The sequence below is a fragment of the Actinomadura chokoriensis genome, from assembly GCF_039529475.1.
Lineage (GTDB): Bacteria > Actinomycetota > Actinomycetes > Streptosporangiales > Streptosporangiaceae > Spirillospora > Spirillospora bangladeshensis.
On record NZ_BAAAMW010000020.1, the window covers coordinates 1 to 25,367 of the forward strand.

At 73.3% G+C, this 25,367-nt stretch carries 23 protein-coding genes; 10 read left to right on the forward strand and 13 right to left on the reverse strand.

Features of this window, described 5'->3' with window-relative positions:
- Positions 1-1,167, reverse strand: a 1,167-nt coding sequence (locus ABFX46_RS32065) for an ATP-binding protein (RefSeq protein ID WP_346047663.1), incomplete at its 3' end; no start/stop codon positions are given.
- A 292-nt stretch (positions 1,168-1,459) separates the two neighbouring features.
- Between ABFX46_RS32065 and ABFX46_RS32070 the strand changes: the two genes are divergently transcribed.
- Complete coding sequence (locus ABFX46_RS32070) at positions 1,460-2,305, forward strand: helix-turn-helix domain-containing protein (RefSeq protein WP_346047664.1); 846 nt, start codon at positions 1,460-1,462, stop codon at positions 2,303-2,305.
- A 96-nt stretch (positions 2,306-2,401) separates the two neighbouring features.
- Positions 2,402-3,373: a LysR family transcriptional regulator gene (locus tag ABFX46_RS32075; RefSeq protein ID WP_346047665.1), complete on the forward strand. Its 972-nt coding sequence runs from the start codon at positions 2,402-2,404 to the stop codon at positions 3,371-3,373.
- Positions 3,374-3,411: 38 nt separating this feature from the next.
- On the opposite strand, the gene ABFX46_RS32080 is transcribed toward ABFX46_RS32075, so the two are convergent.
- Positions 3,412-4,194, reverse strand: a complete 783-nt coding sequence (locus tag ABFX46_RS32080) for a hypothetical protein (RefSeq protein ID WP_346047666.1) — start codon at positions 4,192-4,194, stop codon at positions 3,412-3,414.
- Between the two features lies 1 nt (position 4,195).
- Positions 4,196-4,768, reverse strand: a complete 573-nt coding sequence (locus ABFX46_RS32085) for a papain-like cysteine protease family protein (protein WP_346047667.1) — start codon at positions 4,766-4,768, stop codon at positions 4,196-4,198.
- Positions 4,769-4,950: 182 nt separating this feature from the next.
- Here ABFX46_RS32085 and ABFX46_RS32090 point away from each other — a divergent pair, with 182 nt between their 5' ends.
- The gene (locus tag ABFX46_RS32090; protein WP_346047668.1) at positions 4,951-5,736 is read left to right on the forward strand and encodes a nucleotidyl cyclase domain-containing protein; all 786 of its coding nucleotides are present in this window, start codon (positions 4,951-4,953) and stop codon (positions 5,734-5,736) included.
- Here the strand turns inward: ABFX46_RS32090 and ABFX46_RS32095 are convergent.
- Both ABFX46_RS32095 and ABFX46_RS32100 read right to left on the reverse strand, forming a co-directional pair.
- Positions 5,635-6,684, reverse strand: a complete 1,050-nt coding sequence (locus ABFX46_RS32095; protein ID WP_346047669.1) for a phosphotransferase — start codon at positions 6,682-6,684, stop codon at positions 5,635-5,637. The two genes, ABFX46_RS32090 and ABFX46_RS32095, sit on opposite strands and share 102 nt — an antisense overlap.
- Before the next feature lie 89 nt (positions 6,685-6,773).
- Positions 6,774-9,545 (reverse strand): tetratricopeptide repeat protein, encoded by a 2,772-nt coding sequence (locus tag ABFX46_RS32100; RefSeq protein WP_346047670.1) that lies wholly within the window; start codon positions 9,543-9,545, stop codon positions 6,774-6,776.
- 125 nt (positions 9,546-9,670) lie between these two features.
- Between ABFX46_RS32100 and ABFX46_RS32105 the strand changes: the two genes are divergently transcribed.
- Entirely contained in the window at positions 9,671-10,924 is a 1,254-nt protein-coding gene (locus ABFX46_RS32105) for an FAD-binding protein (RefSeq protein WP_346047671.1), read from the forward strand.
- Here the strand turns inward: ABFX46_RS32105 and ABFX46_RS32110 are convergent.
- The gene (locus tag ABFX46_RS32110) at positions 10,921-12,093 is read right to left on the reverse strand and encodes a sensor histidine kinase (RefSeq protein ID WP_346047672.1); all 1,173 of its coding nucleotides are present in this window, start codon (positions 12,091-12,093) and stop codon (positions 10,921-10,923) included. The two genes, ABFX46_RS32105 and ABFX46_RS32110, sit on opposite strands and share 4 nt — an antisense overlap.
- Positions 12,090-12,746 carry a response regulator transcription factor gene (locus ABFX46_RS32115; RefSeq protein ID WP_346047673.1) on the reverse strand — a complete coding sequence of 219 codons (657 nt, stop codon included), beginning with the start codon at positions 12,744-12,746 and terminating at the stop codon, positions 12,090-12,092. Before ABFX46_RS32115 ends, ABFX46_RS32110 begins: the two co-directional genes overlap by 4 nt.
- Before the next feature lie 144 nt (positions 12,747-12,890).
- Between ABFX46_RS32115 and ABFX46_RS32120 the strand changes: the two genes are divergently transcribed.
- The 4 genes from ABFX46_RS32120 to ABFX46_RS32135 are packed head-to-tail and all read left to right on the forward strand — an operon-like array spanning position 12,891 to position 16,385.
- Positions 12,891-13,394 (forward strand): hypothetical protein, encoded by a 504-nt coding sequence (locus tag ABFX46_RS32120; RefSeq protein WP_346047674.1) that lies wholly within the window; start codon positions 12,891-12,893, stop codon positions 13,392-13,394.
- Positions 13,394-14,455 carry a peptidoglycan-binding protein gene (locus ABFX46_RS32125; protein ID WP_346047675.1) on the forward strand — a complete coding sequence of 354 codons (1,062 nt, stop codon included), beginning with the start codon at positions 13,394-13,396 and terminating at the stop codon, positions 14,453-14,455. Before ABFX46_RS32120 ends, ABFX46_RS32125 begins: the two co-directional genes overlap by 1 nt.
- On the forward strand, positions 14,452-15,132 hold the full coding sequence (locus tag ABFX46_RS32130) for an ABC transporter ATP-binding protein (protein ID WP_346047676.1): 681 nt from the start codon (positions 14,452-14,454) through the stop codon (positions 15,130-15,132). Before ABFX46_RS32125 ends, ABFX46_RS32130 begins: the two co-directional genes overlap by 4 nt.
- A gap of 32 nt (positions 15,133-15,164) precedes the next feature.
- On the forward strand, positions 15,165-16,385 hold the full coding sequence (locus tag ABFX46_RS32135) for an ABC transporter permease (protein ID WP_346047677.1): 1,221 nt from the start codon (positions 15,165-15,167) through the stop codon (positions 16,383-16,385).
- Between the two features lie 34 nt (positions 16,386-16,419).
- Here the strand turns inward: ABFX46_RS32135 and ABFX46_RS32140 are convergent, their stop codons facing one another.
- On the reverse strand, positions 16,420-19,080 hold the full coding sequence (locus ABFX46_RS32140; RefSeq protein WP_346047678.1) for a choline/carnitine O-acyltransferase: 2,661 nt from the start codon (positions 19,078-19,080) through the stop codon (positions 16,420-16,422).
- A 10-nt stretch (positions 19,081-19,090) separates the two neighbouring features.
- The gene (locus tag ABFX46_RS32145) at positions 19,091-19,927 is read right to left on the reverse strand and encodes a HalD/BesD family halogenase (RefSeq protein ID WP_346047679.1); all 837 of its coding nucleotides are present in this window, start codon (positions 19,925-19,927) and stop codon (positions 19,091-19,093) included.
- Between the two features lie 262 nt (positions 19,928-20,189).
- On the opposite strand from ABFX46_RS32145, the gene ABFX46_RS32150 reads away from it, so the two are divergent.
- Positions 20,190-20,678, forward strand: a complete 489-nt coding sequence (locus ABFX46_RS32150) for an MSMEG_6728 family protein (RefSeq protein ID WP_346047680.1) — start codon at positions 20,190-20,192, stop codon at positions 20,676-20,678.
- A 46-nt stretch (positions 20,679-20,724) separates the two neighbouring features.
- A complete protein-coding gene (locus ABFX46_RS32155) occupies positions 20,725-21,942 on the forward strand; it encodes a PP2C family protein-serine/threonine phosphatase (protein ID WP_346047681.1) in 1,218 nt (405 codons plus the stop codon).
- A gap of 25 nt (positions 21,943-21,967) precedes the next feature.
- On the opposite strand, the gene ABFX46_RS32160 is transcribed toward ABFX46_RS32155, so the two are convergent.
- The 4 genes from ABFX46_RS32160 to ABFX46_RS32175 form a co-directional block, all read right to left on the reverse strand.
- The gene (locus ABFX46_RS32160; RefSeq protein ID WP_346047682.1) at positions 21,968-22,969 is read right to left on the reverse strand and encodes an alpha/beta hydrolase; all 1,002 of its coding nucleotides are present in this window, start codon (positions 22,967-22,969) and stop codon (positions 21,968-21,970) included.
- A gap of 215 nt (positions 22,970-23,184) precedes the next feature.
- Positions 23,185-24,531, reverse strand: a complete 1,347-nt coding sequence (locus ABFX46_RS32165) for a hypothetical protein (protein ID WP_346047683.1) — start codon at positions 24,529-24,531, stop codon at positions 23,185-23,187.
- A complete protein-coding gene (locus ABFX46_RS32170) occupies positions 24,531-24,752 on the reverse strand; it encodes a hypothetical protein (RefSeq protein WP_131937061.1) in 222 nt (73 codons plus the stop codon). The genes ABFX46_RS32165 and ABFX46_RS32170 overlap by 1 nt, the downstream gene beginning before the upstream one ends.
- 120 nt (positions 24,753-24,872) lie before the next feature.
- Positions 24,873-25,160 carry a hypothetical protein gene (locus tag ABFX46_RS32175; protein ID WP_163053155.1) on the reverse strand — a complete coding sequence of 96 codons (288 nt, stop codon included), beginning with the start codon at positions 25,158-25,160 and terminating at the stop codon, positions 24,873-24,875.
- Positions 25,161-25,367 lie beyond the last annotated feature (207 nt).

Here is a 25,367-nt window from a genome sequence, read left to right on the forward strand (position 1 = left end):
GGCGGCCGCGGCGGGCTCGGCGGCCGCCACCGGCGCGGCGGGCTCGGCCGGACGTTCGGCGACGGCGACGCGGCTGCGCTTGGGCAGCCCGCCGGGCGTCGACTCGGCCGCGGCGGCCTCCGCCGCGCGGGACGCGGCCGCCGGCTCGGGCGCGCGGCCGTCCGGAATGTCGGTCAGCAGCGCGCTCGGCACGAACACCACGGCGCGCACGCCGCCGTAGGGGGACTGGCTGTCGACCGACACCCGGAACCCGTACCGGGCGGCGAGCACGCCCGCGACCGCGAACCCGACGCGGGGCGGGTCGCCGAGCCGGTGGATGTCCACCGACGCGTCCCCGGACAGCAGGTCGCCGGCGCGCTGCAGTTCGTCGGCGTCCATCGCGACGCCCGCGTCGTCGATCGTGATCGCGACGCCGTTGTGCGCGGAGCGGAAGTTGACCTCGACGGCGGTGTCGGGGCGGGAGTGCCGCGCGGCGTTGTCGAGGAGTTCGGCGAGCGTCAGCACGACCGGCTCCACGGCCCGGCTCGTCACCGCGCTGTTCAGCGTCCCCTCCAGGTTGACGCGCAGGTAGTCGCGGATGCGGGAGGTGGCGCCGCGCACCACGTCGGTCAGCGAGGACGCCGAGCGCTGCTGCCCCGGCCACGACCCGCACAGCACGGCGGTCGCCTGCGCGCGCCGTCCGAGCTGGGCGTTCATGTGGTCGATGCGGAGCAGGCCCTCCAGCACGTCCGGGTCGTCGTGGCGCTCCTGCATGTGCGAGATGGCGAGCTGCTGCTCGTTCGCGAGGCTCTGCACGGCGCGCATCATGGCGCGCAGCGTCGACTTCGCGGACCGGTCGGCGCGCTCCTGGACGCGCGCGGCGGACCCGGCGAACAGGTCGACCACGGTCTGGATCGCCTGGCCGTAGGCGGGGGCCTCGCGGTCCAGGTCGTGCAGCGGGCCGGTGACGCGCACGCCCGGGTTCGCGAGGGACTCCATCAGCTCGGGCAGCCGGACGTCCGCAAGGTGCCGCAGCTCCTTCTCGCGCAGCTCGAGGCCGCGGGCGAGCGCGGCGTTCTGGTCGCGGAGGCCGGCCGTCGCCTGCCGCTGGCGTGCCAGCAGGACGCCGGCGGCGATGCCGGCGCCCGCCACGATGGCGAACGCCGCCGCCAAGAGGAATTGCTCCATCAGATCCTCGGTGCAGAGGGGGTTCGGGCGGGGTGGACCGGCCGCTACGGCCGGGCGGTGGGGGAGTGGCGCTGAACAGGCCACAGAACCGGCACCGTAGGGCGGTTCGCGGGGGCGTGCTTGTGCTCGCGCGCAAGGAACTTGCGGCCGAGCGCATCGCAAGATCACCGACAGTCTGAATCGCGTTACTTTCCGCTGGATTCACCTGATTTGGCGGCGGTGATCGTACTACGCTCGGGCCCGCAAGCGATCATCGTGCCGGGCAGGGCACGGACCGGCGGAAGGGCCTGCGGTGGACGACCTCGGCGGGCCGGACGGCGCCTACCGGCTCGTCCTGTACGGGACCGACCGCGCCGGGCACCCCGCCGCCGCGCAGACGGCTCCCGTCGTCCCCGTCGTGCCCGGCGCCGCCGCGCACGTCGGCGCGGGCGGCGCCTACCGGTTCCTCCTGCCGCTGCACGGCGAGCTGCTCATGCTCCAGGACGGCCGGGAGTCGCGGCTGAGCCCGGGGACGGGCGGCCTCGTCCCGCCGGCCGCGCCGCTGCGCGTCGTCCAGCGCGGCCCCGCCCGCGCGTTCGTCATGACGATCCCGGCGCACGAGCGGCTGAACCTCCCGGCCCGGCCGGTGACCGGCCTCGACCTGACCGCGGGCCTCGGCCGCGTCGTCGCCGACATGGTGCGGGCCGTCGGCGAGGAGCGCGACACCCTCTCCGAACCGCAGTTCGACGCCGCCTGCGACCGGATCACCGAACTGCTGTGCCTCATCCTCGCGGGCACCGGCCGGCCGCCCGCGACCGGCCACCTCGCCGAGGTCGAGGCGGTCGTGCGCCGGTACGTCCGCGAGCACGCCACCGACCCCGGCCTCACCGGCGCGGCGATGGCGCAGGACCTCGGCTGGTCGCTGCGGCAGATCCAGCTCGCCCTGCAGCGGGCCGGGACCACGCCCCGGGCACTCGTCCGCGAGGAGCGGCTCCGGCTCGTCCGGGACCGGCTGCGCGACCCGCTCTTCCGGGGCGTCACCATCACCGACCTCGCCCACGCGACCGGCTTCTCCTCCGCCAGCGCCCTCAGCCACGCGTTCCGGCAGCGCTTCGGCGTCAGCCCCCGCGAACTGCGCCGCCGCACCGCCCGCCCCTGACCGTCCCGGCACGCATAGCCAACCCGCGCCGGCCGGTCCGGGGTTACCATGCCGCTGAGAACGACCGGACGGGGCACGCACAGGTCAGGAGCGCCCGTGGACCTCGGCCCCCACCACCTCCGGATGATCGAGGCGATCGCGGCCGCCGGCAGCATCAGCAAGGCCGCCGCGCGGCTCGGCCTCACCCAGCCCGCCGTCAGCACGATGCTCCGCCGCGTCGAGGGCCACCTCGGCGTGCAGCTGTTCGTCCGCTCCCCGGACGGCGTCGTCCCGACGCCCGTCGGAGCCGAGGTCGCGACCCGCGCCCGCGCCGCGCTCGCCGGGATCGACGACCTGAACGCCGCCCTCGCGCAGCGGCACCGCGCGGCGATGCCGCTGCTGCGGATCGGGATCCAGGCGTGCCCGGCGCTGACCCGGCTCGGCGACCATCTCGGCGACCTGTGCCCGGAGTCGCGGCTGCACCTGCGGGTCGACCCGGGCGGCGGCCGCATCCCCGCGCTGCTCGCGTCCGGCGCGCTCGACATCGGCCTGTTCCAGGAGCCGGTCGACCGCGACCCGCGGCCCCGCGACGGGCTGCGGCGGCTCGTCCTCGTGGCGTGCGAGCCCGCGCTGGTCGGGATGTCGTCGGCCAGCCCGCTCGCCGCCCGCCCCACCGTCGACCTCGGCGACCTCGCCGACCAGGACTGGCTGGACGACCCGCTCGACGACGGCCCGTGGCCCGCCTACTTCCGCGGCGTGTGCGCGGGGGCGGGGTTCCAGCCGCGGGTGCGGTTCTGGTCGACCGACTGGCAGATCTCGTCGTCGCTCGTCCGGTCCGGCCGGGCCGTCGGCATCTACCAGCCGACCGCCGGCCCGCGCGACGGGATCGCGTTCCGCCGCATCACCGGCGACCCGCTCGGGCAGCGCGTCGTGCTCATGTGGCGCCCCGAGGCCGAGCGGGCGGCGGGACGGCTGCGCGGCGTCTTCACCGGCGTCTACCTCGACCTCGTCCGGGGCCAGCGCGTGTACGGCGAATGGTGGGACGACCATCCCGAGGCGCACCCGGAACTGCCCGCCACCGCCGGCTGAGCGCGGGTCCCGAAAGCCCGGGACCCGCGCACGGGCGGCTAGTAGCCGCCCTTGCGGCGCCTGGCCGCGGCGATGCCGGCGGCCGTCACCGCCCCGCCCGCGCCGAGCACCAGCAGAGCGGGTGCCGGGCCCCGATCCGGCGCCGGCTCGCCGACGCCGGTCGCGGGCGAGTAGCCGCCGAGCCTCCCGGACCGCTGGTAGGCCGTCCCCGGGAGCTTGTCGGCGTACCGGGCGCGGACGAGCCGCTGGTACGCCGCCACCGTCGCGCCGGACTCGCCGACCGACGTCCGGCCCGTGTCGTTGAGGGCGGTGACCCGGCCGTCCTTCAGCCGGTACCAGGCGTGGATCTGCGGCTCGGTGAACACCGTGCCGCCGTCCGCCCGCGCCGGGTAGGCGGCCTCGTCCGACCCGGAGATGATGTTCATGACCTTCCAGCTCCCACCGGACCCGGTCAGCCACATCGTCGCGTGCTGCCCGCTCGCCGACGCCGCGCCGACCGCCATGTAGGCGAACGTCGCGACGGGGGCGCTCTCGCCCTTCACGAACGCCGGGTTCAGCGAGTACACCCGCCGGACCGGCGTCTCCAGCCGGGGCGCCTTGGCCTGGACCGCCGCCTTGGGGACGGTCGGACTCGTCAGCTGCCCCTTGCCGTGCTGGTCGAGGTGGACGAAGAATTCCCCGAGCCGCTGCTGCGCCGCCGCGGACCGGGCGGCCTTCGCCGCGGCGGCCTCGTCACCGGACGGGCCGGCGGCCGTCGCCGCGGTCCCGCCCATCAGCACCGTCCCGCCGAGGACGGCGCCCGCGATGATGATCGTGCGCATCTCAACCCCCGATCCGGGACAGGGCCTGCCCCCAGCGGAACTGGTAGTTGCTGACGTAGCTGCTGTACGCCATCTCCCCGTACCGGGGGCTCGACGGCCACGGGTCGCCGTAGGAGACCGTCTGGCCCGAGTAGCCGTAGATGACCTGGGCGTGGCCGCCGCCGGCCGTCCAGTAGATGCCGGTCAGGATGGGCCGCCGCCCGTTGATCTCGCCCTGCACCGACGCGAACGACAGCGGGCCGGACACCTGGCCCGGCGACAGCCCGAGCGCCTGGAACGCCCGCTGGTCGTACTCCAGATAGCCGGCCTGGTTCGGGCAGTAGCTTCCGCGCGGGTAGCCGCGCCCGAGGTTGCAGAAGTCGTTCTGGCTGACGTTCCCCTTGCCGAAGAACGTGGCGATCGTCAGCCCGCTGGCGACCCAGCACCACTGGTTCTGCTGCTGCACCTGCTGCGTGATCGGCAGGTCCTGCGCCGAGGCGACCCCGGTCGGCGCCGCGAGGGTGGCCGCCGCCACCCCCGCGACTCCGGCCGCGAGCCGCCGGCGTGCCCGGGCGGGTCGGGTACGCGTTCTCATGCCTCCGCCATTTCTCCCGGCGCCGTGCGACGCCCTCCGCGCGACTCCGATGGCCGGTGCCGGGGGGATTCCGGCCGGAAATCCCCGCGCGAGGGACCCAAGGAACGCCACAAAAGTCGCATCGCCCACCAGACCCCGGGAAATGCCAGCAGGGCATAACCCCCCGGCATACCCCGCTGTTTGTGCCCGGTGACATGGACAACCCGTCGCCGGAGGCGTTCACTCGTACCGTGGACGCCCCACTCGACCGCACGCCCGCCGGCGCCCCGACGCGCTGGTCGGGGCTGAACTGCTCCGTCCTCTTCTGCGACGTCGCCGGCTTCGGGGACCCGTCCCGCGACGACGAGGACCGCCGGGTCGTCCGGGACGTCACCTACGGCATCCTGCTGGCGGCCCTGGAGGCGTCGGACGTCCCGCTCGCCGACACCTACCGCGAGGACCGCGGCGACGGCGCCCTGGTGATCGTCTCGCCGGCGGTGCCCACGGCGTCCCTCGTCGACCCGCTCGCCGGGCACCTGGCCGTCGCGCTCCGCCGGCACAACCACCGCGCGAGCGCCGCCGTCCGCGTCCAGCTCCGCGTCGCCCTGCACGTCGGCCCCGTCACCCCGGACGCCGAGGGCCTGAACGGCCAGGCCATCATCCAGGCGGCCCGCCTCCTGGAGGCCCCCGTCCTCAAGGCCGCCCTCGCCGACAGGGGCGCCGACCTGGGCTTCATCGTCTCGCCGTTCGTCTACGACGCCTACGTGGCCCACCTGCACGGCGCACTGGACCCGGCCGCCTTCGAACGCGTGACCCTCAAGGTCAAGGAGACGACCACCGAGGCCTGGATGTACCTGACCGGCACCGCGGCGCCGCCCGCCCGCCGCTCACCCGACCCCCACGGCCCCCAGGGGACCACCGTCTTCGGCGGCGACGTCCAGATCCGCGGCGACCTCGTCCTCGGCAACAAGATCACCTACAACGACTGACCCGACCCCGCCCCACCGCTCCTCGACCCCCCGCACCAGCCGCGCCCACTTCTCCGGCGACCGCGACACCGCCAGATTCCGGACCGCCGTGAACCGAAACAACCACCCCAGCGCGTCCGGCGGGATCTCGTACCCGGATTCGGCCTGGTAGGCACCGACGAACGTCTCGGCCAGGTCCCATCGCAGGACGGCCGTCCGGCAATGCGCGATGTGCAGCGCGGCCAGTGTGACGTCGTACCACTGCACATCCCAATGCGCGCGGTCCCAGTCGACGATCTCGACGACCTCGTTCTCTCTGACGAGAAGGTTCGCGGTGCGCAGATCGTGGTGGGTGAGCCCCCTCGGGCCGAGATCCAGCCGCCGTCCGGCGGCGCGCAGCCGGGTGAGCCCCGCGTGGACGGCCATGATCTGCCCGGGAGGCCGGCTCCGGGCGCGCATGTCCATGACGATCGCATCGGGATACTGGAGCACGTCGAACATCGCCCAGTCGTAAATGCGCAGGCGCCGTGCGGAGGGAAGCAGGATGCCCGGGCCGATGGCGTTCGACGTCCGGTGTATCAGTGCCAGTTTCCGGGCGGCGTCCGCGACCAGGTGAGGCGACCGCCAATCCGGAGCGCAGTCGTGGTCGGTGTAAGGACGGACGAACCATCGGTTGCGAGTTCCGGTGACCCAGTGCCGGCCCGGCCACCGGGTTGCGATGGGGGACCGCACGATGCCTCCCGCCGGACTCCTCTCCAGTGCCCGGATGATCGCGAACTGCTGGTTGAAAGGCACCCGGCCGGGCTCTTTCCGCACCTTTGATGCCACGTACCACCGGCCGGCGTGCAGATAGGTGTAGTGCAGGCTGTAGTGTCGTCGCGGCGGGCCGAGGAACAGCGGATTCCGGTGATCGTAATGCCACCGGAGAACTTCGCGGCAAGTGAGAAATCGGTCGTCCGGTTCGCGCAAAGCACGTCCTCGATAACGGGGTCGGGCCTTGCTGGAGACCCGGGAAGTGGTCGTCCCAAACTCACACTAACTCACGCACTACAGGCATTCTACGGGCGCTGTCGAAGATCGCGCGTCATGTTCACGACTTGTGCCGAGATAGTCCGGGATTCGTCTGTTTGTCCCAGGTCTTTGTGGATCTTCGCCTGCAGGCGAAGAATGTTGATCTCCTCGTGCAGGTCGCCCGCCTGCCCGGCGAGTTCTCGCGCGGCCCGGACGTGGGCCAGAGCCTCGTCGGGGTGTCCCAGCCGCCGGAGGATCTCCCCCAGCGCGCTCAGCGTGATGATCTGCCCGTACCGCTGCCCGATGTCCCCGGCCACGTTGAGGGCCAGTTCGGCCGTGCGCCGCGCCTTCTCGTACAGGGCCATGTCCAGGTAGACCTTGGCGAGCAGGTCCAGGGACCCCGCGATGCCGCGCTTGTCGTCGATCACGTGGCAGAGCCGCAGCGACAGCTTCGCCGCCCGCCGCGCCCGGCCGAGCCGTCCGGCGTGGAGTTCCACGAGGCCGAGCGCGTTCAGCGTGTTGGCCTCGCCCAGGCGGTCGCCGATCGACCGGCGGATGGCGAGCGCGCGGTTCACGTCCTCGCGCGCCCTGTCGTACAGGCCGAGGCGCCGGTAGCAGCGGCTCAGGTTGTCCAGGGCCTCCGCCTCCCCGTGGCGGTCGCGCAGCTGCTGGAGGATGTCGAGCGCCTCCAGGCCGGAGGCCAGGGCCTGCTCGTACTGGCCGAGCCGTCGCCGGATCGTGGAGAGGTGGACGAGCGACTGCCCCTCTCCCTGCGGATCCGCGATCCCGCGCCGGATGGCGAGGGCGTGCTCGATGTGCTCGCAGGCCTGCTCGTGGCGTCCGATCCTCATGTGGAGGTAGGCGAGGAAGGCGAGCGTCTCGCCCTGGCCGTGGCGGTCGCCGATGTCCTCGCGGATCTTCAGCGCCTTCTCCGTGGTCTCGAGCGACGCCTTGATCCGTCCCGTCCCGTAGTAGATCCAGGCCAGGTTGTCGAGCGTCTCCGCCTCCCCTCTGAGGTCCCCGATCTCCTTGCGGATCGTGAGCGCGTCGTCGGCGCACTCGTAGGCGCGGGCGTACTTGCTGAGCCCCTGATAGCCGCGGGCCAGCGTGTCGAGGGTGGTGGCCTCCGCGTGCCGGTCGCTGATGTCGCGGCGGATCTCCAGGGCCTGCTTGCCCAGTTCCAGGGCCGTTCGGTACTCGCTGAGCTGGAGGTGCGTCCTCGCCATGTTGTCCAGGACGGCGGCTTCGCCGTAGCGGTCCTCGAGTCGGATGCTGAGCCGGTGCGCCGCGTCGGCCGCCAGGAGTGCCTCCTCCGTCTGCCCGAGTTCGCGGTGGCTGACCGAGATGTGGTGGTGCATGAAGAAGGAGGCGACCGGGTTCGAGCCGCGCTCGGCCGCCGCCAGGCCGAGCCGGTGGACCTCCAGGTTCTCGTGGCAGTGGCGGCGCAGTTCGAAGAAGTCGTAGACGGCGTCGGCGAGTTCCCAGGTGAGCTGGTCCCAGCCCAGCCGGGCGACCTGCCGGACGAGCGCGGTGAGGTTCGGCTGCTCGGCGGCGAACCAGTCGAGATGGCCGGCCCTCTCGGCGGGGTTCGGGTCCACCGGCGGCGCGGTCAGCTCCTGGCGGATGGTCCGCCGGTACCTGTCGAGGAAGCGACCCGCCTGCTGCGCGGTGGTGAGGTACCACATCGCGAGCCGCTGGACCGCCGCCGACTGGACGATCGGAGGGTCCTCCTCGGCGGCACGGCCCTGCGCGTACTCGCGCAGAAGTTCGTGCAGGTGGTAGCGGCCACCGCCGATGGCCTGGACGAGCCCCGCCGTCTCCAGGAGGTAGAGGAGCCGCCGTGCCGCCTCCGGCGTCGCCCCGAGGAGCGCGCCGACCGCCTCCGGTGCGACGTGCGGGCCCTCGACGAGGCCGAGGAGCCGGAATGCGCGGCGCGTCTCCGGGACGAGTCCCCGGTAGGACAGGTCGAACGCCGCCCCGACGGCCTCGCCGGGATCCTCGCCCAGGGCGAGCTTCGAGAGCCGGTCTCCCTCGGCGAGGGCGTGCACGATGTCGGCCACCGACTGCTGGGGACGGGTGGCGATGTTCGCGGCGGCCACCCGGAGCGCGAGCGGGAGCCGGGCGCACACCCGGACGAGCGCCGCCGTGGCGTCCGGTTCCTGCCGGGTCCGCTCGCGGCCGGCGACCTCGCCGACGAGTTCGAGCCCCTCCGCCTCCGACAGCAGGTCCAGTGCCATCGCGCGTGCCCCGTACCTCGCCACCAGGGCCGTGAACTTGAGGCGCGCGGTCACGATGACGACGCATGAGGACGTGCCGGGCAGCAGCGGATAGACCTGCCGCGGGTCCTCGGCATCGTCCAGGACGATCAGCATGCGCTTGTTGGCGAGGCGCGAACGGTACAGCGCCGCGAGTTCGTCTTCGTCTACCGGAAGGCGGCTGGCCGGGACGCGCATGGTGCGCAGCGCCTGGCCGAGCGCCTCCCGGGGGGAGAGCGCCCCCCGTTGGGAATAGCCGCGCAGGTCTATGAAGATCTGCCCGTCGGGGAACCGGTCCGACACCAGGTGAGCCCAGTGCACGGCCAGTGCCGTCTTGCCGATGCCGGGCATGCCCGTCAGCGCGATGATCACCGGAGCCGGGCCGCCCGCGTCGACGAGGGAGCCGAGCCGGTCGAGCAGCTCCTGGCGGCCCGCGAACCCCGGAACGTCCGGGGGCAGCTGGCGGGGAGGAGTATCGGTCTCCGCCGCCGCGGACATGTGAACGATCTTGTCTCCGGAGACGGAGTCGCCCCCGATGCTCGCCCCGCTGAGATAGGTCGTCATGCCCGGGCCTCCGCGGATGGACTGACCTGACCCCACGGTAACGCCTGACTTATCAGAAAAGTATGGACAAATACACAAGTGGCGGCGCTACGGCCCGGGGCGCCGGGGGCGAGTACGGTGCCGGTGTGGATCAACGTGCGCGTCTCACCAACTGGGCCGGGAACGTGGCCTTCGGGGCCGTCCGGACGCATCGGCCGGAGTCGGTGGACGAGCTGCGGCGCGTCGTCGCGGACTGCGAGCGGGTGCGGGCGCTCGGCAGCGGGCACTCGTTCAGCCTCGTCGCCGACACCGCCGGCGATCTCGTCCGGCTGGACGGGCTGCCGCCGCTCCTGGAGGTCGGCGCGGAGCGGCGGGCGGTGACGGTCGCGGGCGGGATGCGGTACGCGGACGTCGCCGCGGAGCTGCACCGGAACGGGCTCGCCCTGCCGAACATGGCCTCCCTGCCGCACATCTCGGTCGCCGGGTCGTGCGCGACCGGCACGCACGGGTCGGGGGACGGGCTGCGGTGCCTGTCCGCGTCCGTCGCCGCGCTGGAACTCGTCGGCCCGGACGGCGACCTGGCCGTACTCCGGCGGGGCGCCGACGCGGACTTCCCCGGTGCGGTCGTCGCGCTCGGCGCGCTGGGTGTCGTCACCCGGCTGACGCTGGACGTGGAGCCCGCGTTCGAGGTGGCGCAGAGCGTCCGGACCGGGGTCGCGCTCGACGATGTCGCGGCCGGGTTCGACGAAATCTTCGGTGCCGCCTACAGCGTCAGCGCGTTCACCGACTGGCGCAGCGGTGAGGCCGCCGTGTGGCTCAAGTGCCGCAGCGACGGGCCCGCGCCCGTGTGGGACGGCGGGCGTGCCGCGCCGGGCCCGGTGCATCCCGTGCCCGGCATGGACCCGGCCGCCTGCACCGTCCAGCTCGGGACGCCCGGCCCGTGGCACGAGCGCCTGCCGCACTTCCGGCCGGAGCTGACGCCGAGCGCCGGGCGGGAGCTCCAGTCCGAGTGGTTCCTGCCCCGGGAGGCGGCGGCCGAGGCCATCGCGGAGGTCCGGGCGCTCGCCGGGGTGGTCGCGCCCGTCCTGCACATCTCCGAGATCCGGACCGTCCGCGGCGACGATCTCTGGCTGAGCCCGGCCTACGGGCGCGACTCGGTGACCCTCCACTTCACCTGGCGCGACGACCCCGCCGGCGTGCCGCCCGTGGTGGGCCGGCTGGAGGAGCGGCTCCTCCCGCTGGGCGCCCGGCCGCACTGGGGCAAGGTCGGCACCGCGCCGGCCGCGGACGTCATCGCCCGCTACGAGCGCGCACCCGACTTCGCCCGGCTGGCCCGCGAGATGGACCCCGCCGGAAAGTTCGGCAACCCCTTCGTGGACGCGCTCTTCCCGCCCGGTTAGCCGCCCGGCAGCGTGACGGTGACCGTCAGGCCGCCCTCCTCGCGCGGGACGGCGGTGACGGTGCCGTCGTGCGCCCGGACGATCGACTGGACGATCGACAGCCCCAGCCCCGCGCCCTTGGCGGTGACGATCCGGTCGGCGTCCAGGCGGCGGAACGGCTCGAACAGCGCCGGCACCTCATAGGGCGGGACGGCCGGCCCCGAGTTGGCGACCTCCAGCACGGCACGGCCCGCATCGGTGCGGCAGGCGACGCTGACCCGGCCGCCTTCGGTGTTGTGGCGCAGCCCGTTCTCCAGCAGGTTCTGCACGACGCGTTCGAGGAGGAGGGCGTCACCCGCCGTCATGGCCTCGGCCGTGTCGGTCTCGACGGTGATCCCCGCGTCCTTGGCCTCGACGGCGGTCTGGGACGCGACGTGGGCGACGACGTCCGCCAGATCGACGGGGGCGCGGGCGGTGATCTCGTTCCCGGACCGGGCGAGCAGCAGCAGCCCGGTGATGAGCCGCTCGTGCCGCGCGTTGATCTGCAGCAGGGTCTCGCCGAGCTGCCGGACGTCCGGGGACGCCGAGTCGCGGTGCATCGCGACCTCCACCAGCGCGCGGCCGAGGGTGAGCGGGGTGCGCAGCTCGTGGGAGGCGTTGGCGACGAAGCGGCGCTGCCCGTCGAAGGACCGGTCGAGGCGCTCGACCATCGTGTCGAAGGTGTCGGCGAGCTCCTTGACCTCGTCGCGCGGGCCGCGCAGCGCGATGCGCTCGTGCAGGCCCCGGTCGGCGGCGGGCGATCCGGCGATGCGGCGGGCCGTGTCGGTGACGCGGTGCAGCGGCGCGAGGACCCGGCCGGCGATGAGCCAGCCGAACGCCGCCGCGGACCCGCCGACGACGAGCAGTGCGATGGAGCCCTGGGTGATGAGCGAGGTGACGGCGGCGTCGTGCAGTTCCGCGCGCTGCCTCGTCATCCAGCGCTCGGCCTCGGTGATCGCCGGGTCGTCCGGGACGCTCCGCGGCGGCTGCGCCGTGGTGCCGGGGGCCAGCCGGGTCGCGAGGACCTTCGTGCCCGACCGCGACAGCTGCTGGTCGAACAGGGCGTACGTGGCGCCGAGCAGCACGACCCCCGCGACCAGGAACAGGCCGCCGTAGGTGAGGGTGAGCCGGGCGCGGAGCGACAGCCTCATGGGATCCGGTACCCCGCTCCCTTGACGGTCTCGACGACGGGCGGGTCGGCGAGCTTGCGGCGCAGCTTGAGGACGGTGAGCCGGACGGCGCCGGTGAACGGGTCGGCGTTCTCGTCCCAGACCTTCTCCAGGAGCCGCTCCGCGGACACCGCGGCGCCGTCCGCGCGCAGCAGCTCGGCGAGGACGGCGAACTCCTTCCTCGCGAGCGGCACGTAGCGCCCGTCCCGGAACACCTCGCGGCGCGCCGGGTCCAGCGTGATGCCCGCGCGGTGCAGGACGGGCGGCGCGGCCGGGCGGCAGCGGCGGCCGAGCGCGTGCACGCGCGCGGCCAGTTCGGGGAACGCGAACGGCTTGGTCAGGTAGTCGTCCGCGCCGATGCCGAGGCCGTCGACCCGGTCGGTGACCTCGGCGGCGGCGGTCAGCATCAGGACCCGCGCCGCCGTCCCGTCCCGGACGATCTCCCGGCACACGTCGTCGCCGTGGACGAGCGGCAGGTCGCGGTCCAGGACGATCACGTCGTAGTCGTTGACGCCGACGCGCTCCAGCGCCGCCGCGCCGTCGTAGGCGAGGTCGACGGCGTGCGCGCCGTCCCGCAGCCATTCGGCGATCGCGTCCGCGAGCAGCCGCTCGTCCTCCACCACCAGCACTCTCATGACCGGTGATGATGGCCGACGCCGTGTTTCGTTTCCGTTAGGACGCGGCGTCGCGGACGCGGAAACGGAGGGGAAACGTCCGGCCCGGTTGCATCGCTCCCCGTCCGGCCGGAACGGCTCCGGCCGGGGACGAGGAGAAGACACATGCGACTGCGGATCCTTGCGGTACTGCCTCTCGCGCTGGCCCTGACGCTGGCCGGCTGCGGTTCGGACGGCGGCGACGGCCCCGGGGTGGCCTCGGCGGGCGGCGCGAAGCAGACCGGCGCGGCCGGCGGCCAGAAGCCGGACCGGGGCGACATGGGCGTCAAGTTCGCCCAGTGCATGCGCGAGCACGGCGTGCAGATGGACGACCCCAAGCCGGGCCAGGGCATCCAGATCAAGACCAAGGGCAAGAAGGAGGACATCGACAAGGCCATGGAGGCGTGCCGCCAGTACAACCCGATGGAGTCCGCGACCGGCGCCCCCGACCCGAGGATGCAGGAGCGGGCCCGCGAGCACGCCGCGTGCATGCGCGAGAACGGGGTCGAGGAGTTCCCGGACCCGAAGCCGGGCCAGCGCGGCATCCGCATCGACCAGAAGGTCGGCGAGGACCCCGACTTCCAGGCCGCCCAGGAGAAGTGCCAGAAGATCCTCCAGGGCGGGAAGTGATGAGGTCGCGCCTGGTCGTCGCGCTGGCGGTCGGCGCGCTGGTCGCGGCCGGCGGGACCGCCACGGTGGCGGCGCTCGGCGGTGGCGGCTCCGGCGGCGGGGCGGCCCCGGCGCTGCCGCCCGGCACCGCGACGGTGGTGAGGCAGACGCTCAACGACCGGCAGACCGAGGGCGGCCGGCTGGGCTACGGCCCGACGTCCGCGGTGACGAGCCAGCTCAGAGGCACGCTGACCCGGCTCCCGGAGAGCGGGGACGAGATCACCCGCGGCCACGAGCTGTACGAGGTGGACGGCGCCCCGGTCGTCCTGATGTACGGGTCGAAGCCGTCCTACCGGCCGCTGCGGGTCGGCACGGAGGGCTCGGACGTGAAGCGGTTCGAGAAGAACCTCAGCGCGCTCGGCTACGGCGGTTTCACCGTGGACGACGAGTACACGTCGGACACCGCCGACGCCGTCCGGGAATGGCAGGACGACATCGGCGTCGCGGAGACGGGGATCGTCGACCTCGGACGGGTCGCGTTCGCGGACGGGCCCGTCCGGATCGACAGCGTCCAGGCCAGTGCCGGCGAACCGGCCGCGCCCGGCAAGAAGGTGCTCGCCGGCACCGGCACCGGCCAGGCCGTCACGGTCGAGCTGGACACCGCCGACCAGCGCATGGCGAAGAAGGGCGCCGCGGTCACCGTGACGCTGCCGGAGAACGAGACCGTCACCGCGAAGATCGACCGGGTCACGACGGTGATCGAGCCGGGGGAGCAGGGCCAGGACCCGACGACCAAGGTCGAGGTGACGATCTGGCTCCGCTCGGCGAAGGCGCGCAAGGCCGCCGCCCGGTACGCGCTCGCCTCCGTCGACGTCACGTTCACGGCGGGCGAGCGCAAGGGCGTGCTGACCGTCCCGGTCACGGCGCTCGTCGCGCTCAGCGAGGGCGGTTTCGGGGTGGAGGTCGTGAAGGGCGCGATGTCCTCCTACGTCCCGGTCGAGACGGGCCTGTTCGCGGACGGGAAGGTGGAGGTCTCCGGCGCGGGGATCACCGAGGGCACGGTCGTGGGAGTCCCGAAATGATCGAGCTGCGGGACGTGACGAAGGTGTACCCCGGCGGCGTCCGCGCCCTCGACGGGGTGTCGCTGCGCATCGGCGCGGGCGAACTGGTCGCGATCGCCGGGCCGTCCGGCTCGGGGAAGTCGACCATGCTGAACGTCCTCGGCACGCTGGACCGCCCGACGTCCGGCGGTGTGCGCATCGACGGGCACGACGCGGGGCGGCTGCCGGACGCGAAGCTGTCGGCGCTGCGCGCGACCCGCATCGGGTTCGTCTTCCAGCACTTCCACCTGGCCGCCGGGACGCGGGCGCTCGACAACGTCGCGGACGGGCTCCTCTACACGGGTCTGCGCGCGGCGGCGCGGCGCCGGCGGGCCGCCGCGGCGCTGGAGCGGGTGGGGCTCGGCCACCGGCTCGACCACGAGCCGCACGAGCTGTCCGGCGGGGAGCGGCAGCGGGTCGCGATCGCGCGGGCGGTCGCCGGGGAGCCCGCGCTGCTGCTCGCGGACGAGCCGACCGGCGCGCTCGACTCGGCGTCCGGCGACGGGGTGATGGCACTGCTCCGCGAGCTGCACGCCGCCGGCACCACCGTCGTGATCATCACGCACGACCGGGAGATCGCCGCCGCGCTGCCGCGCCGCGTCCGGATGCGCGACGGCCGCGTCGTCGCCGACTCCGCGCTCGCGGGGGCGGGGACGTGACGGCGCCCGTGCCCGCGCCGGGGGCGGCGCCCGTGCCCGCGCCTGTGCCTGTGCCGGGGGCGCTGCGGCCCGCGCGGCTGCGGCCGGGGGACGTGCTCAAGGTCGGCGCGGTCGGCCTGCGGACGCGTCCGATGCGGGCGTTCCTGTCCGCGCTCGGCATCGCGATCGGGATCGCCGCGATGGTCGCCGTCGTCGGCGTGTCCTCGTCCTCGCGCGCCGACCTGGACCGCGCCCTCGCCGCGCTCGGCACCAACCTGCTGACGGTGTCGCCCGGCAGCACGCTCACCGGCGAGAGGGCGCAGCTCCCGCTGGAGTCGGAGGCGATGGTCGCCCGCATCGCCCCCGTGCGGCAGGTGTCGGCGACCGGGCTGCTGGACGACGTGAAGGTCTACCGGTCCGGCAAGATCCCCGAGACGCAGACCAACGGGATCGCCGCCTACGCCGCGCGCACGGACCTGCGCGACGCGACGGGCGCGAGGCCGGCCCGGGGCGTCTGGCTGAACACCGCGACCGGGAGCTTCCCGGCGGTGGTGCTCGGGGCGACGGCCGCCGAACGGCTCGGGATCGGCCACGCCGCCCCCGACGTCCAGGTGCTCGTCGGCGGCCGGCCGTTCACCGTGATCGGCATCCTCGACCCGGTGCCGCTGGCCCCCGAGCTGGACACGGCCGCGCTGGTCGGCTGGCCGGCGGCGCGGGCCCGGCTCGGCTTCGACGGGCATCCGACGACGCTCTACACCCGGTCGGCGGACGCGAGCGTCGAGGACGTCCGGGCCGTGCTCGGCGCCACCGCGAACCCGGAGGAGCCGAACGAGGTGGAGGTGTCGCGCCCCTCCGACGCCCTCGCCGCGAAGCAGGCGGCGGGCGAGGCGTTCACCGGGCTGCTGCTCGGCCTCGGCGCGGTCGCGCTGCTCGTCGGCGGCGTCGGGGTGGCCAACACCATGGTCATCTCGGTGCTGGAGCGCCGCGCGGAGATCGGCCTGCGCCGCTCGCTCGGCGCGACGCGCGGCCAGATCCGCACGCAGTTCCTCGCCGAGTCGCTGCTGCTGTCGGCGCTCGGCGGCGCGGGCGGCGCGGTCATCGGCGCGCTGGTGACGTCCGGCTACGCCCTCTACCAGGGCTGGCCGGTGGTGCTCCCGGCCTGGGCGGTGCTCGGCGGCGTCGCCGCGACGCTGGTGATCGGCGCGGCGGCGGGCCTGTACCCGGCGGTCCGGGCGGCCCGCCTCAGCCCGACCGAGGCGCTCGCCGCCACCTGAGGGGCGGCGGGCGCCGATCGCGCGCGCGGGCCGTTCAGGAGAGGAGGGCGCGCAGCTCCTGGACGGCCTCGCGCAGCCGGTCCGCGAACGTGTACATGGCCCCGGCGACCGGCTGCGGGGTGCTCAGGTAGACGTTGAAGCGGTCGGGGAGGAGGACGTAGGCGACGCCGATGCACTGCTCGCTGGTGGACCCGAACCCGAAGTACCGGATGTTGACGGACGGCGCCGAGCTGGTGCTGAGGTAGTCGTCGCGCATCTTCAGCCAGCCGGGCGTCTCGAAGAGCGGCAGCGGCCCGGTGACGCCGAGTTCGGCGCCGCGCCGCTTCGCGATCAGCTGCAGCTCCCACAGGTGCTGCTCGGGGGCCTGCCCGGCCTGGCACTCCTTGGCCCGCCGGACGTGCGCCTCGGCGGCGGCGCGGAAGGCGTTCCGGCGGGCCTCGGGGCCGGCCACCGGGTCGTCCATCACCTCGACGAAGCGGAGCACCTCCGGCGTGATGACGCGCATCGCCTCGGTGCGCCCGTGCCGGTACTGGCGGGTGGCGATCGACTCGTAGGTGGTGCCGGTGAGGCCCTTCGCGCGCCGGTGCGCGAGCTGGTAGGCCATCTGCACGAACGCGTCCGGGGACGTCTTCAGGCGCTTGGCCTCGGCGGCGCCGAAGTCGTCGAACGAGACCGTCGTCGTGGCGGTCGCGGCGGCGTAGCCCGCGAAGGAGGCCGCGGCGTCGTCGATGTCGCGCCGCATCGCGTCGTCCAGGACGAACTCGATCGGCTCGATGACGGGCAGCCCCTGCGACGCGGCGCCCGACCGCCGGGACAGCTCCCCGGGGGACGCGCCGAGCAGCGCGTCCACGAAGCTGAGGATCGTGGTGCCGTCCAGGCCGCAGTGCTCGACGTTGATCCCCGCCGTGCCGTCGCCGAACACGATGAACGACACGGCCTTGTCGAACCAACGGTTGCCGCTGTCGCCGTGCAGCAGGTGGTCGCAGGCGTCCAGGGTGCTCGCCGGGGTGAAGTCCTCCAGGCAGACGCAGAACAGCGCGGTCTCGACGTCGTCGAGGGCCGTGCCGTTGCCGAGCGCCAGCAGCGCCTCGCGGCTCGCCGCCCACTCCGCGCGTGCCTTGGTGGTGAGGTGCCCGGTGGACGGCTCCGCCGCGGCCTCCGCCTTCATGATCGTGCCGAGGCCGGCCTGCAGCTCGTCGAGGCTGTGCGGGCGCCCCTCCGGGCCCAGCACGTCCATCCGGATCATGTTGCCGCGGAAGAACACCACGATGTGCCGCGCCTGCGACGGGCCCGGCCACGCGTCGGTGTAGGGCGCCCGGACGGTGTCCTGCTCGGCGCCGGGGATGCGCGTCGTGGAGAACAGGAACCGGTTCTGCACCATCGACAGCGGGCGGCCGCGCTGCACCGCCGGCGGCACCCGCTCCTCGTCCAGCCGCAGCTTGTAGTCCAGCGCCCCGGCGATCAGCCCGGCGGCGCGCTCCACCTGCCCCTCGGGCGACTCCTTGAACAGGAAGAAGAAGTTCGCGTTCAGCGCGATCCGGTCGCGGCGGCCGAGGTACCGGTACGGCCAGAACGTGTCGAGCCAGCTGTGCACGCCCTCGGTCGTGTCGTAGCGCTCGAGCGCCGCGTGCAGCCGGCGGCCGGGGCCGTCCGGGCGGACGAACGCGGCGAGCGCCGACTCCGTCCGGGCCCGCTCGGCGTCGGTCAGCAGCGGCCCGCACCACTCCATGAACCGCTCGCAGGTCGCGTCGAGCGTGGGCAGCGGCACGCGCGGCAGGCCCGCCTCGTTGCCGAAGGTGCGGGACGAGAGTTCTTCGCTGGCGTTCACTTCGTTCCTCGTGTCGTCGGTGCGTTGACCGTGTGCCGATGCGTTGACGCCGGTGCGCCGGCCGCGCGGCCGGGAGACGTAGAGCTGCGCGTAGTACCAGCCGCCGGCCTCCAGGCCGGACGGGTCGACGCCGATGTCCAGGAGGCCGTCCAGGACGGACGCCTGCTCCTCGCGCGTCGCGAACCGCCGCTGCCGGAACAGGCCGTCGCGGCGGACGGTCTCGTATCCGGCGGCGTCCAGGACGCCGGCGATGGGGTCGAACGGGAACATGCGCAGGATGAAGTGCGCCATCCACGGCAGGCGCCCGTCCTGCGCGCCGATGATCCGCGAAATGGTGCGTTCGGTGACATAGCCGAGGCAGCCGGTGGAGATGACGAGGTCCGCCGCCGCGAGCTGCGCGCGCTGCTCCCGGGTCGGTTCACCGTTCTCCAGGTCGGCGTGGACGGCGCCGTCCAGGAATCCGGCGTCGAGCGCATAGGAAAGGGCGCTTTCGGAGGCGTCCAGGCCGAGGAAGCGGACGCCGTTCGCGGGTTCACCGGAATCGATCAGCTCCCGGTCGCGGGTCAGCAGCGTGTCGCGGGTCTGCAGGCGGGCGTCGCGGCCGCTGTAGCGATCGTACAGTTCGGCCATCGTCGCGCCGTGTTTCACGAGGGCCGCGTTGATGCCGTACGAGCAGCCGATGTCCAGCACGGTCGGGACCGGGACGCCGGCCGTTTCCCGGTATTCGGCGATGAGCCGCCGGAAGTGCGGTTTCGCCAGTTCCGGGATGTTGTAGTCGAGGTCGCGGAGGGTGCTGAAGTAGGCGCGGGGGTCGGGCCGCGTGTAGATGTGGTCGAGCGAGATCTTCCCTGTCGTGTCGACGCGCAACACGGGCCTCCTAGTCGAGCAGCTGGTCCACCCGGACGGCGCGCCCCTCCGCCGCCAGGTGCTGGGGCAGGACGCGGCCGAAGAGCTGCCTCGTGCGCGCGACGCTGCCGATGACCCCCGGACGCTCGCTGTAGGCGAAGATCGCCGTGTGCCGCGCCGTGTCCCCCCGGACCGTGCCGACCCTGTGCAGCGAGTACCGCCCCTTGAACAGCTGCAGGTCGCCGGGCCGCAGTGTGAGCCGCCGGACGAGGTGTCCGCCGCGTCCGGTCAGCACGTCCCGGACGTCGCCGAAGTTCTCCCGCTCCGCCGACCTGATGTTCGGGCAGTACTCGAAGACGCCGCCGCCGTCCGGCTCCTGCGTGAGCAGGCTGACAGTGAACTCGTTGGTGTCGAAGTGCCAGGGGTGCTCCATGCCGGGCTTGACGACGTTGAGGACGAGGCCCGACAGCGGGTCGTCCAGCTCGTGCACGCGCGGCAGCCCGAAGCAGCTCGCCACGAACCGCTGGAACAGCCCGTTCGAATAGAGCCGCTGGATGATGGTGCCCGCGGGGATGCGGTCGCGGGCGACGAACGCGTTGCCCCGCTCGACGGTGATGCGCCCCGGATGGCCGTCCGGCAATGGCGTATCGACATCGATGTTGTAGGCGTTGACCGTTTCGACGTCATAATGGGCGGACGGTGCGATCTCGGAGCATTCCGTGCGCAGCGCGTCCTGCAATGCGGGGCGAATGAAGTCGGGCAGCACGCAGCACCCGGATTTCGCCAGTTCGTCCCGTGTCCGGGAGACCGTCGCGTTCCAGCCGGCGCCGTCCGGCTCGGCCAGCGGATAGCGTTCCGTGTCGGCCACCCGTGCGAGAGCCTCCGCCGCGCCCATAGCGTTCCCTCCGCTTCGCCGAACCCCAGACGGGTTTTAGCACAGTCCTTCCGGGAATTCATGGCGCGCCTTTCCGGTGCGGTTTGTCAGAAAACGATAAGCCCGGCCCGTGACCTGTGCCTTCGAACGTTCCCGGCCCGGAGCGCGCCGCGCCGCCGGTGTGGTCCATCTCACCCGCCGCCCGCCGGGCCGCCGAGCGGGTAGGGAGGCACGGGGGAAGCGAGAGGGGGCGGCCATGCAGACCTTCCTGCCGTACGCGGATTTCGCCGCCACGGCCCGGGTCCTGGACCGGCGCAGGCTCGGCAAGCAGCGCGTCGAGACGATCCAGGTGCTGCGCGCGCTCACGGTGCCCGGGTACGGCTGGCGGCACCATCCGGCGGCGCTGATGTGGACGGGGTACGAGGAGGCGCTCGTCCGGTACGGCCTGGAGATGTGCGACCGGTGGTGCGGACTCGGCCACGCCGACACCTGCGCGGGGACGCTGGCGGCCGACCTGGCCGGGGCCCGGGGCGTGCGGGACCCGCGGGACCAGGCGGCGCTCGCCGCCGCCGGGGACCTGCCGCCCTGGCTGGGCGACCGGGCGTTCCACCTCAGCCACCGCTCCGCGCTCGTCCGCAAGGACCCGGACTTCTACCGGGACGTGTTCCCCGGCGTCCCGGACGACCTGCCGTACGTGTGGCCGGCGTCCGACCGGCCCCCTCATGGGACCGGCGAAGGCGGGTAGGTATCCGCGGACGCAGGGGTGAGGAGGCGCTGAGGACGGTGTGCCGATGCTGAGGGAACTGGTGGCGGCGAGCCACCTGATGTCCATGGAGCAGCTGCCGGGCGCGGCCGCCCGGCACGCCGCCGGCGTGGGCCTGCACGACGTGGTGATCTACGTCGCCGACCTCCAGCAGAACGTCCTGCGGCTGCTGACCGGCGAGGGCGCGGCCGCCGGCGGCGGACCCGGCGGGGAGAGCCCGGAGATCAAGATCGAGGGCACCCTCGCGGGCCGCGCCTACCAGACCGTGACACCGGTCGTCGGGCAGGCGTTCGACGACGGCACCTGCCAGTACTGGGTGCCGATCCTCGACGGCGCCGAGCGGATCGGGGTGATCAGGACCACCATCCGGCGCGACGACCCGGCGTGCCGCGACGACGCCGAGTACCTGGCCGGGATGGTCGCGCTGATCATCGTCAGCAAGGGCCCCTACAGCGACTCCTACTCCCGGCTGGTGCGGACGGGCGACATGACGGTGTCGGCGGAGATGCAGTGGCGGCTGCTGCCGCCGCTGACCTTCGCCAACGACCAGGTGGTGATCAGCGCGGCGCTGGAGCCCGCCTACAACCTGGGCGGCGACACCTTCGACTACGCGCTCGCGGGCGAGACCGTGCACCTCGGGGTGTTCGACGCCATGGGGCACGACACCACGTCCGGTCTGACCTCCAGCCTCGCCGTCGCCGCCTTCCGCAAGTACCGGCTCCAGGGCGCCGACATCCCGGGGATCGGGCGGGGGATCGAGGACGTGCTGACCGAGCAGGACGCCAGCGGGCGCTTCGTGACGGCCGTCCTCGCGGATCTCGACCTGCGGACGGGCGTCCTGTCCTATGCCTCCTACGGCCATCCCGAGCCGGTCGTCATCCGCGGCGGGCGCTGGGTGACCACGCTCGAATGCCGTCCCGGCACGCCGCTCGGGACCGGCCTCGGCGTCGAGCCCGCGCTGTGCACCGAGCAGCTCGAACCCGGCGACCGCGTCCTGCTCTACACCGACGGCATCGTGGAGGCCCGCGACCCCGACAAGCGGGAGTTCGGGCTGCACCGCTTCGTCGACTTCATCATCAAGCGCGAGGCCGACGGGCTGGCGGCCCCCGAGACGCTGCGGCGCCTCGTCCACAGCATTCTCGCGCACCACGCGGGGCGGCTGGACGACGACGCCACCGTCCTGCTGCTGGAATGGCACGGCTGGACCGGCGGGAAGCCCGCCCTGCACGCGCTCCGGCAGACCTGACCCCTCCGGCCGCCGTCCGGGCCGGTCACCCGGCCTCCAGGGCGTCCATCAGCATCGGGTACGCCTGGTGCAGGTCGCGCTGCCAGTACGGCCAGTCGTGCTGCCCGTCGAAGAACCGGGCGGTCACCGGGATGCCGAGGTCGCGCAGCCGGTCCACGAACGCGTGCGCGTTGTCGTCGGCGGCGGCCTCCACCGGGTCGGTGAACGGCAGCCCGCCGAGCGACCCGGCCCTGCCGTTGCCGCTCGCCACCCACAGCCGGACGCCGCGCAGCCGTCCCGCGATGTCGGTCGGGTTGTGCGCGCGCCAGATCGCGGCCTGGTCGTCGGGGTCGCCCCAGACGCGCCGCCAGTCGGTGCCGGGGCAGGCGAAGGACGGCCCCCAGCCGGTGGAGTCGTCGCCCGGCTCGTGGCCGTAGAGCGTGTCGACGTACCCGCTGAACGAGGCGGCGGCCTTGAACATGCCGGGGAACCGCGCCGCGTACAGCATGGCGCCGAGCCCGCCCATGGAATTGCCCGCGACGACGCGGTCGTCCCCGGCGCGGTAGCCGCTTTCGAGAATGCGCCGCAGTTCGGTCATGTGGAACGTCTCCCAGCGCGGGGAGCCGCCGTTCCCGTAGTTCCACCAGTCGGAGTAATTGCCGCAGCGGCCGCCGTTCGGCATGACGACGATGACGCCGCTGCGGGCGGTGAGGTCCGCGACGTCGGTGTCGCGCGTCCAGGCGGTGTAGTCGTCCACGCCGCCGTGCAGGAGCCAGAGGGCGGGCCAGGTGCGGCGCGCGTCCTTCGACCAGCCGCGGGGGAGCAGGAGGCGGACCTTCTGGTCGCCGCCCATGGCCGGCGAGTCGATGGTCAGGTCCACGGTGCGGGACGCGACGGACGTCTCGGCGACGACCCGCGCGCCGGTGCCCGCGACCGTGGTCGCGGCAACCGTGGTCGCGGCGACCGCGGTGGAGCGGTCCGCGATGGGGGACGGGAGGAGCAGGACGAAGGCCCCCAGCCATGCGGCGGGGGTGATGCGACGGAGCAATGCGGGGCCTTCCGGAAACACCGGCAGAGGGTCGCGCCGGCCTTGGAGAAAGGGGGAGCGCCGGGGTACGGCCATTTCTCTCCCTACTCGGAGTAGGTTCCCGCGGCCGCGCGTCCGAAGCGGAAGGCAAAAACTGTATAAAATGCATTTCCGGGCGGCCGGGTACGCGAACGCCGGATGCCCGGCGCGGGCATCCGGCGTCCGGTCCGGCGCGGTCAGGCGTCCGGCATCGGCTGCGGCGCGGGGCCCTGGATGTAGCGGACGGCCCACCGCACCAGCCGCCGGCCGACCCCGTACAGGATCAGCGCCACCCCGGCCAGCGGCAGGATCAGCATGACGATCTGCAGCCCGGAGGTGAGCAGCTGGAGCGCTCCGGCGCCCTGCGCGGCCTCGGCCGCGAGCCGCCGCATCATCATCCAGTCCTTGGCGACGAGCGCCGGGATCTGGCTGATGATGAGGCCGATCTGGAACACCAGCACCGGGATGACGGTCAGCACCCACAGCGTGACGAAGACCTGCGGCCAGCGCTTGAGCTCGCTCAGCCGGGCGTCGGCGGGGCGGCGCAGCAGCGTCCGGCGCAGGATCGGGCCGATGTACTTGAACAGGTCGGGGATGCCGACCAGGTCGGACATGATGTAGTAGCCGTCGAACCGGAGCGTCGGCAGGAGCTGCTGCATCATCTCCAGGTTGACGTAGAGGACGGCGACGAGCAGCGGCTCGAACCCCGTCTGCAGGTACGCCAGCGTCAGCCCCACCACGAAGATGGCGTTGAAGTACACCCCCGCGAGGTCGGCGCGCAGCCGCCCGCCCCGCCCGAGCCGGTACGACTCGGTGATGTCGGTGTAGAACGCGGGCCACACCAGGTAGATCCCGCAGCCCATGACCCCCGGCCGGACGCCCCCGTACCGGCAGGCGGTGGCGTGCCCGACCTCGTGGAACGCGCACGACGCGATGCCGAGGCCGATGATCAGCAGGATGCTCAGCGGGTTCATGATCGCCGTGGTGATGGCGCCGGCCACCGAGTGGCTGGTGAGCAGCCAGCCCTCGCTGACCGCGAACGCGGCGAGCATGACGGCGATCGCGACGGGCCGGAACAGCCAGCTGAACAGCCCGCCGACGAACCAGGTGAACGACTCGGGCAGGACCGCGACGCGCCAGCGCAGCGACAGCCACGGGTCGGACTTGACCGGGGCCGGCGCCGTGCCGTCGCTGTAGGTGGTGACGCCCAGCGGGGCGAGCTTGCGGTCGGCGAGGTAGACGACCTGCTCGCCGGTGAGCCGGGCGCCGGCCTCCTCGCTGACGGCCGCGGCGACCCGGTCGAGCGCCTGCGCGACGTCCGCGCCCGGCTCGTCGCGGTGCTCGTGCAGCGCCTTGGCGACCAGGAACAGCAGGGGCGGCAGCCGGACGAGCTGCCCGTCCGGCAGGCGGACGAGCTGGGGCGGCTCCCGGTAGCCGGAGTTCTTGAACTCGCCGACCAGTTCGGCGCCGTCGACGAGGGCGGGCAGGGTGAGCGCCGCCGGCGGCTCGCCGCCGGCCACGGCCGGAGTCGCGGGGGTGCCCATCAATGGTGCTCGACCACGGTGGCCGGGACGCAGGTCAGCGTGGAGTGGGCCGGCTGGGCGAGCAGCCCGGTGCCGAGCAGGCCCGTGGTGCCCGCGGAGTACGTCGCCTGGCAGGCGTACATGACGACCGTGTCGCCTCCGCCGGAGAGCGCGAGCCGGGGCGGGAGGACCTCGCCGGAGAGCTGGTCCAGGTCGTCGTACGACAGTTTCAGAGGGTTCATGGCTCCCTTTCGGGATCAGTCCGTTGACCGCATGTGCGTAGAAGGAAAAGGGGGAAGGGCTGGCGCGCGAACGCCAGCCCTTCCAGTGCGGGCCGAAACCCGCGGACGTCAGACCTGAGGTCAGCCGTTGAGCGCGGCGTTGGCCGGCGTGCAGATCTGCGAGTTGGCCGCCGGCGAGGTCTGCCACAGGGTGAGGAGGCCCATCTGCGGCTGGTTGCTGTTGGCGGAGCAGGCGCTGGTGGTCACCGTGTGCCCGTCGCCGCCGCCGTCGTGGCCGTGGTTGGCGTTGAGGTTGAAGTTGTGGTTGTCGTCGTCGCCGCCACCGACGAGAAGGGTGGACAGCACGGCCCGCTCCGGCAGAACCTCGCCGGCCAGCTTGTCCAGCTCGGTGTAGCTGAAGGACTTCATGTGGTTCCTTTTCTTCCTTGTCACGCCCGGATCTCAAGGTGGATACCGGATGTCCCTTCCTCGCCACCGGTCGCAGCGAGGTAGCTCTACGTATAGCACGTGTCACGGTCCGTGGCCAAACACGCCGTGTCCAGGCGCTTCCGCGCGTCGTTTCGCGTAGCGGCGCTTGAGGCCTTCGTCGTGGGTAGGACGCCCTACGTCCGCGCA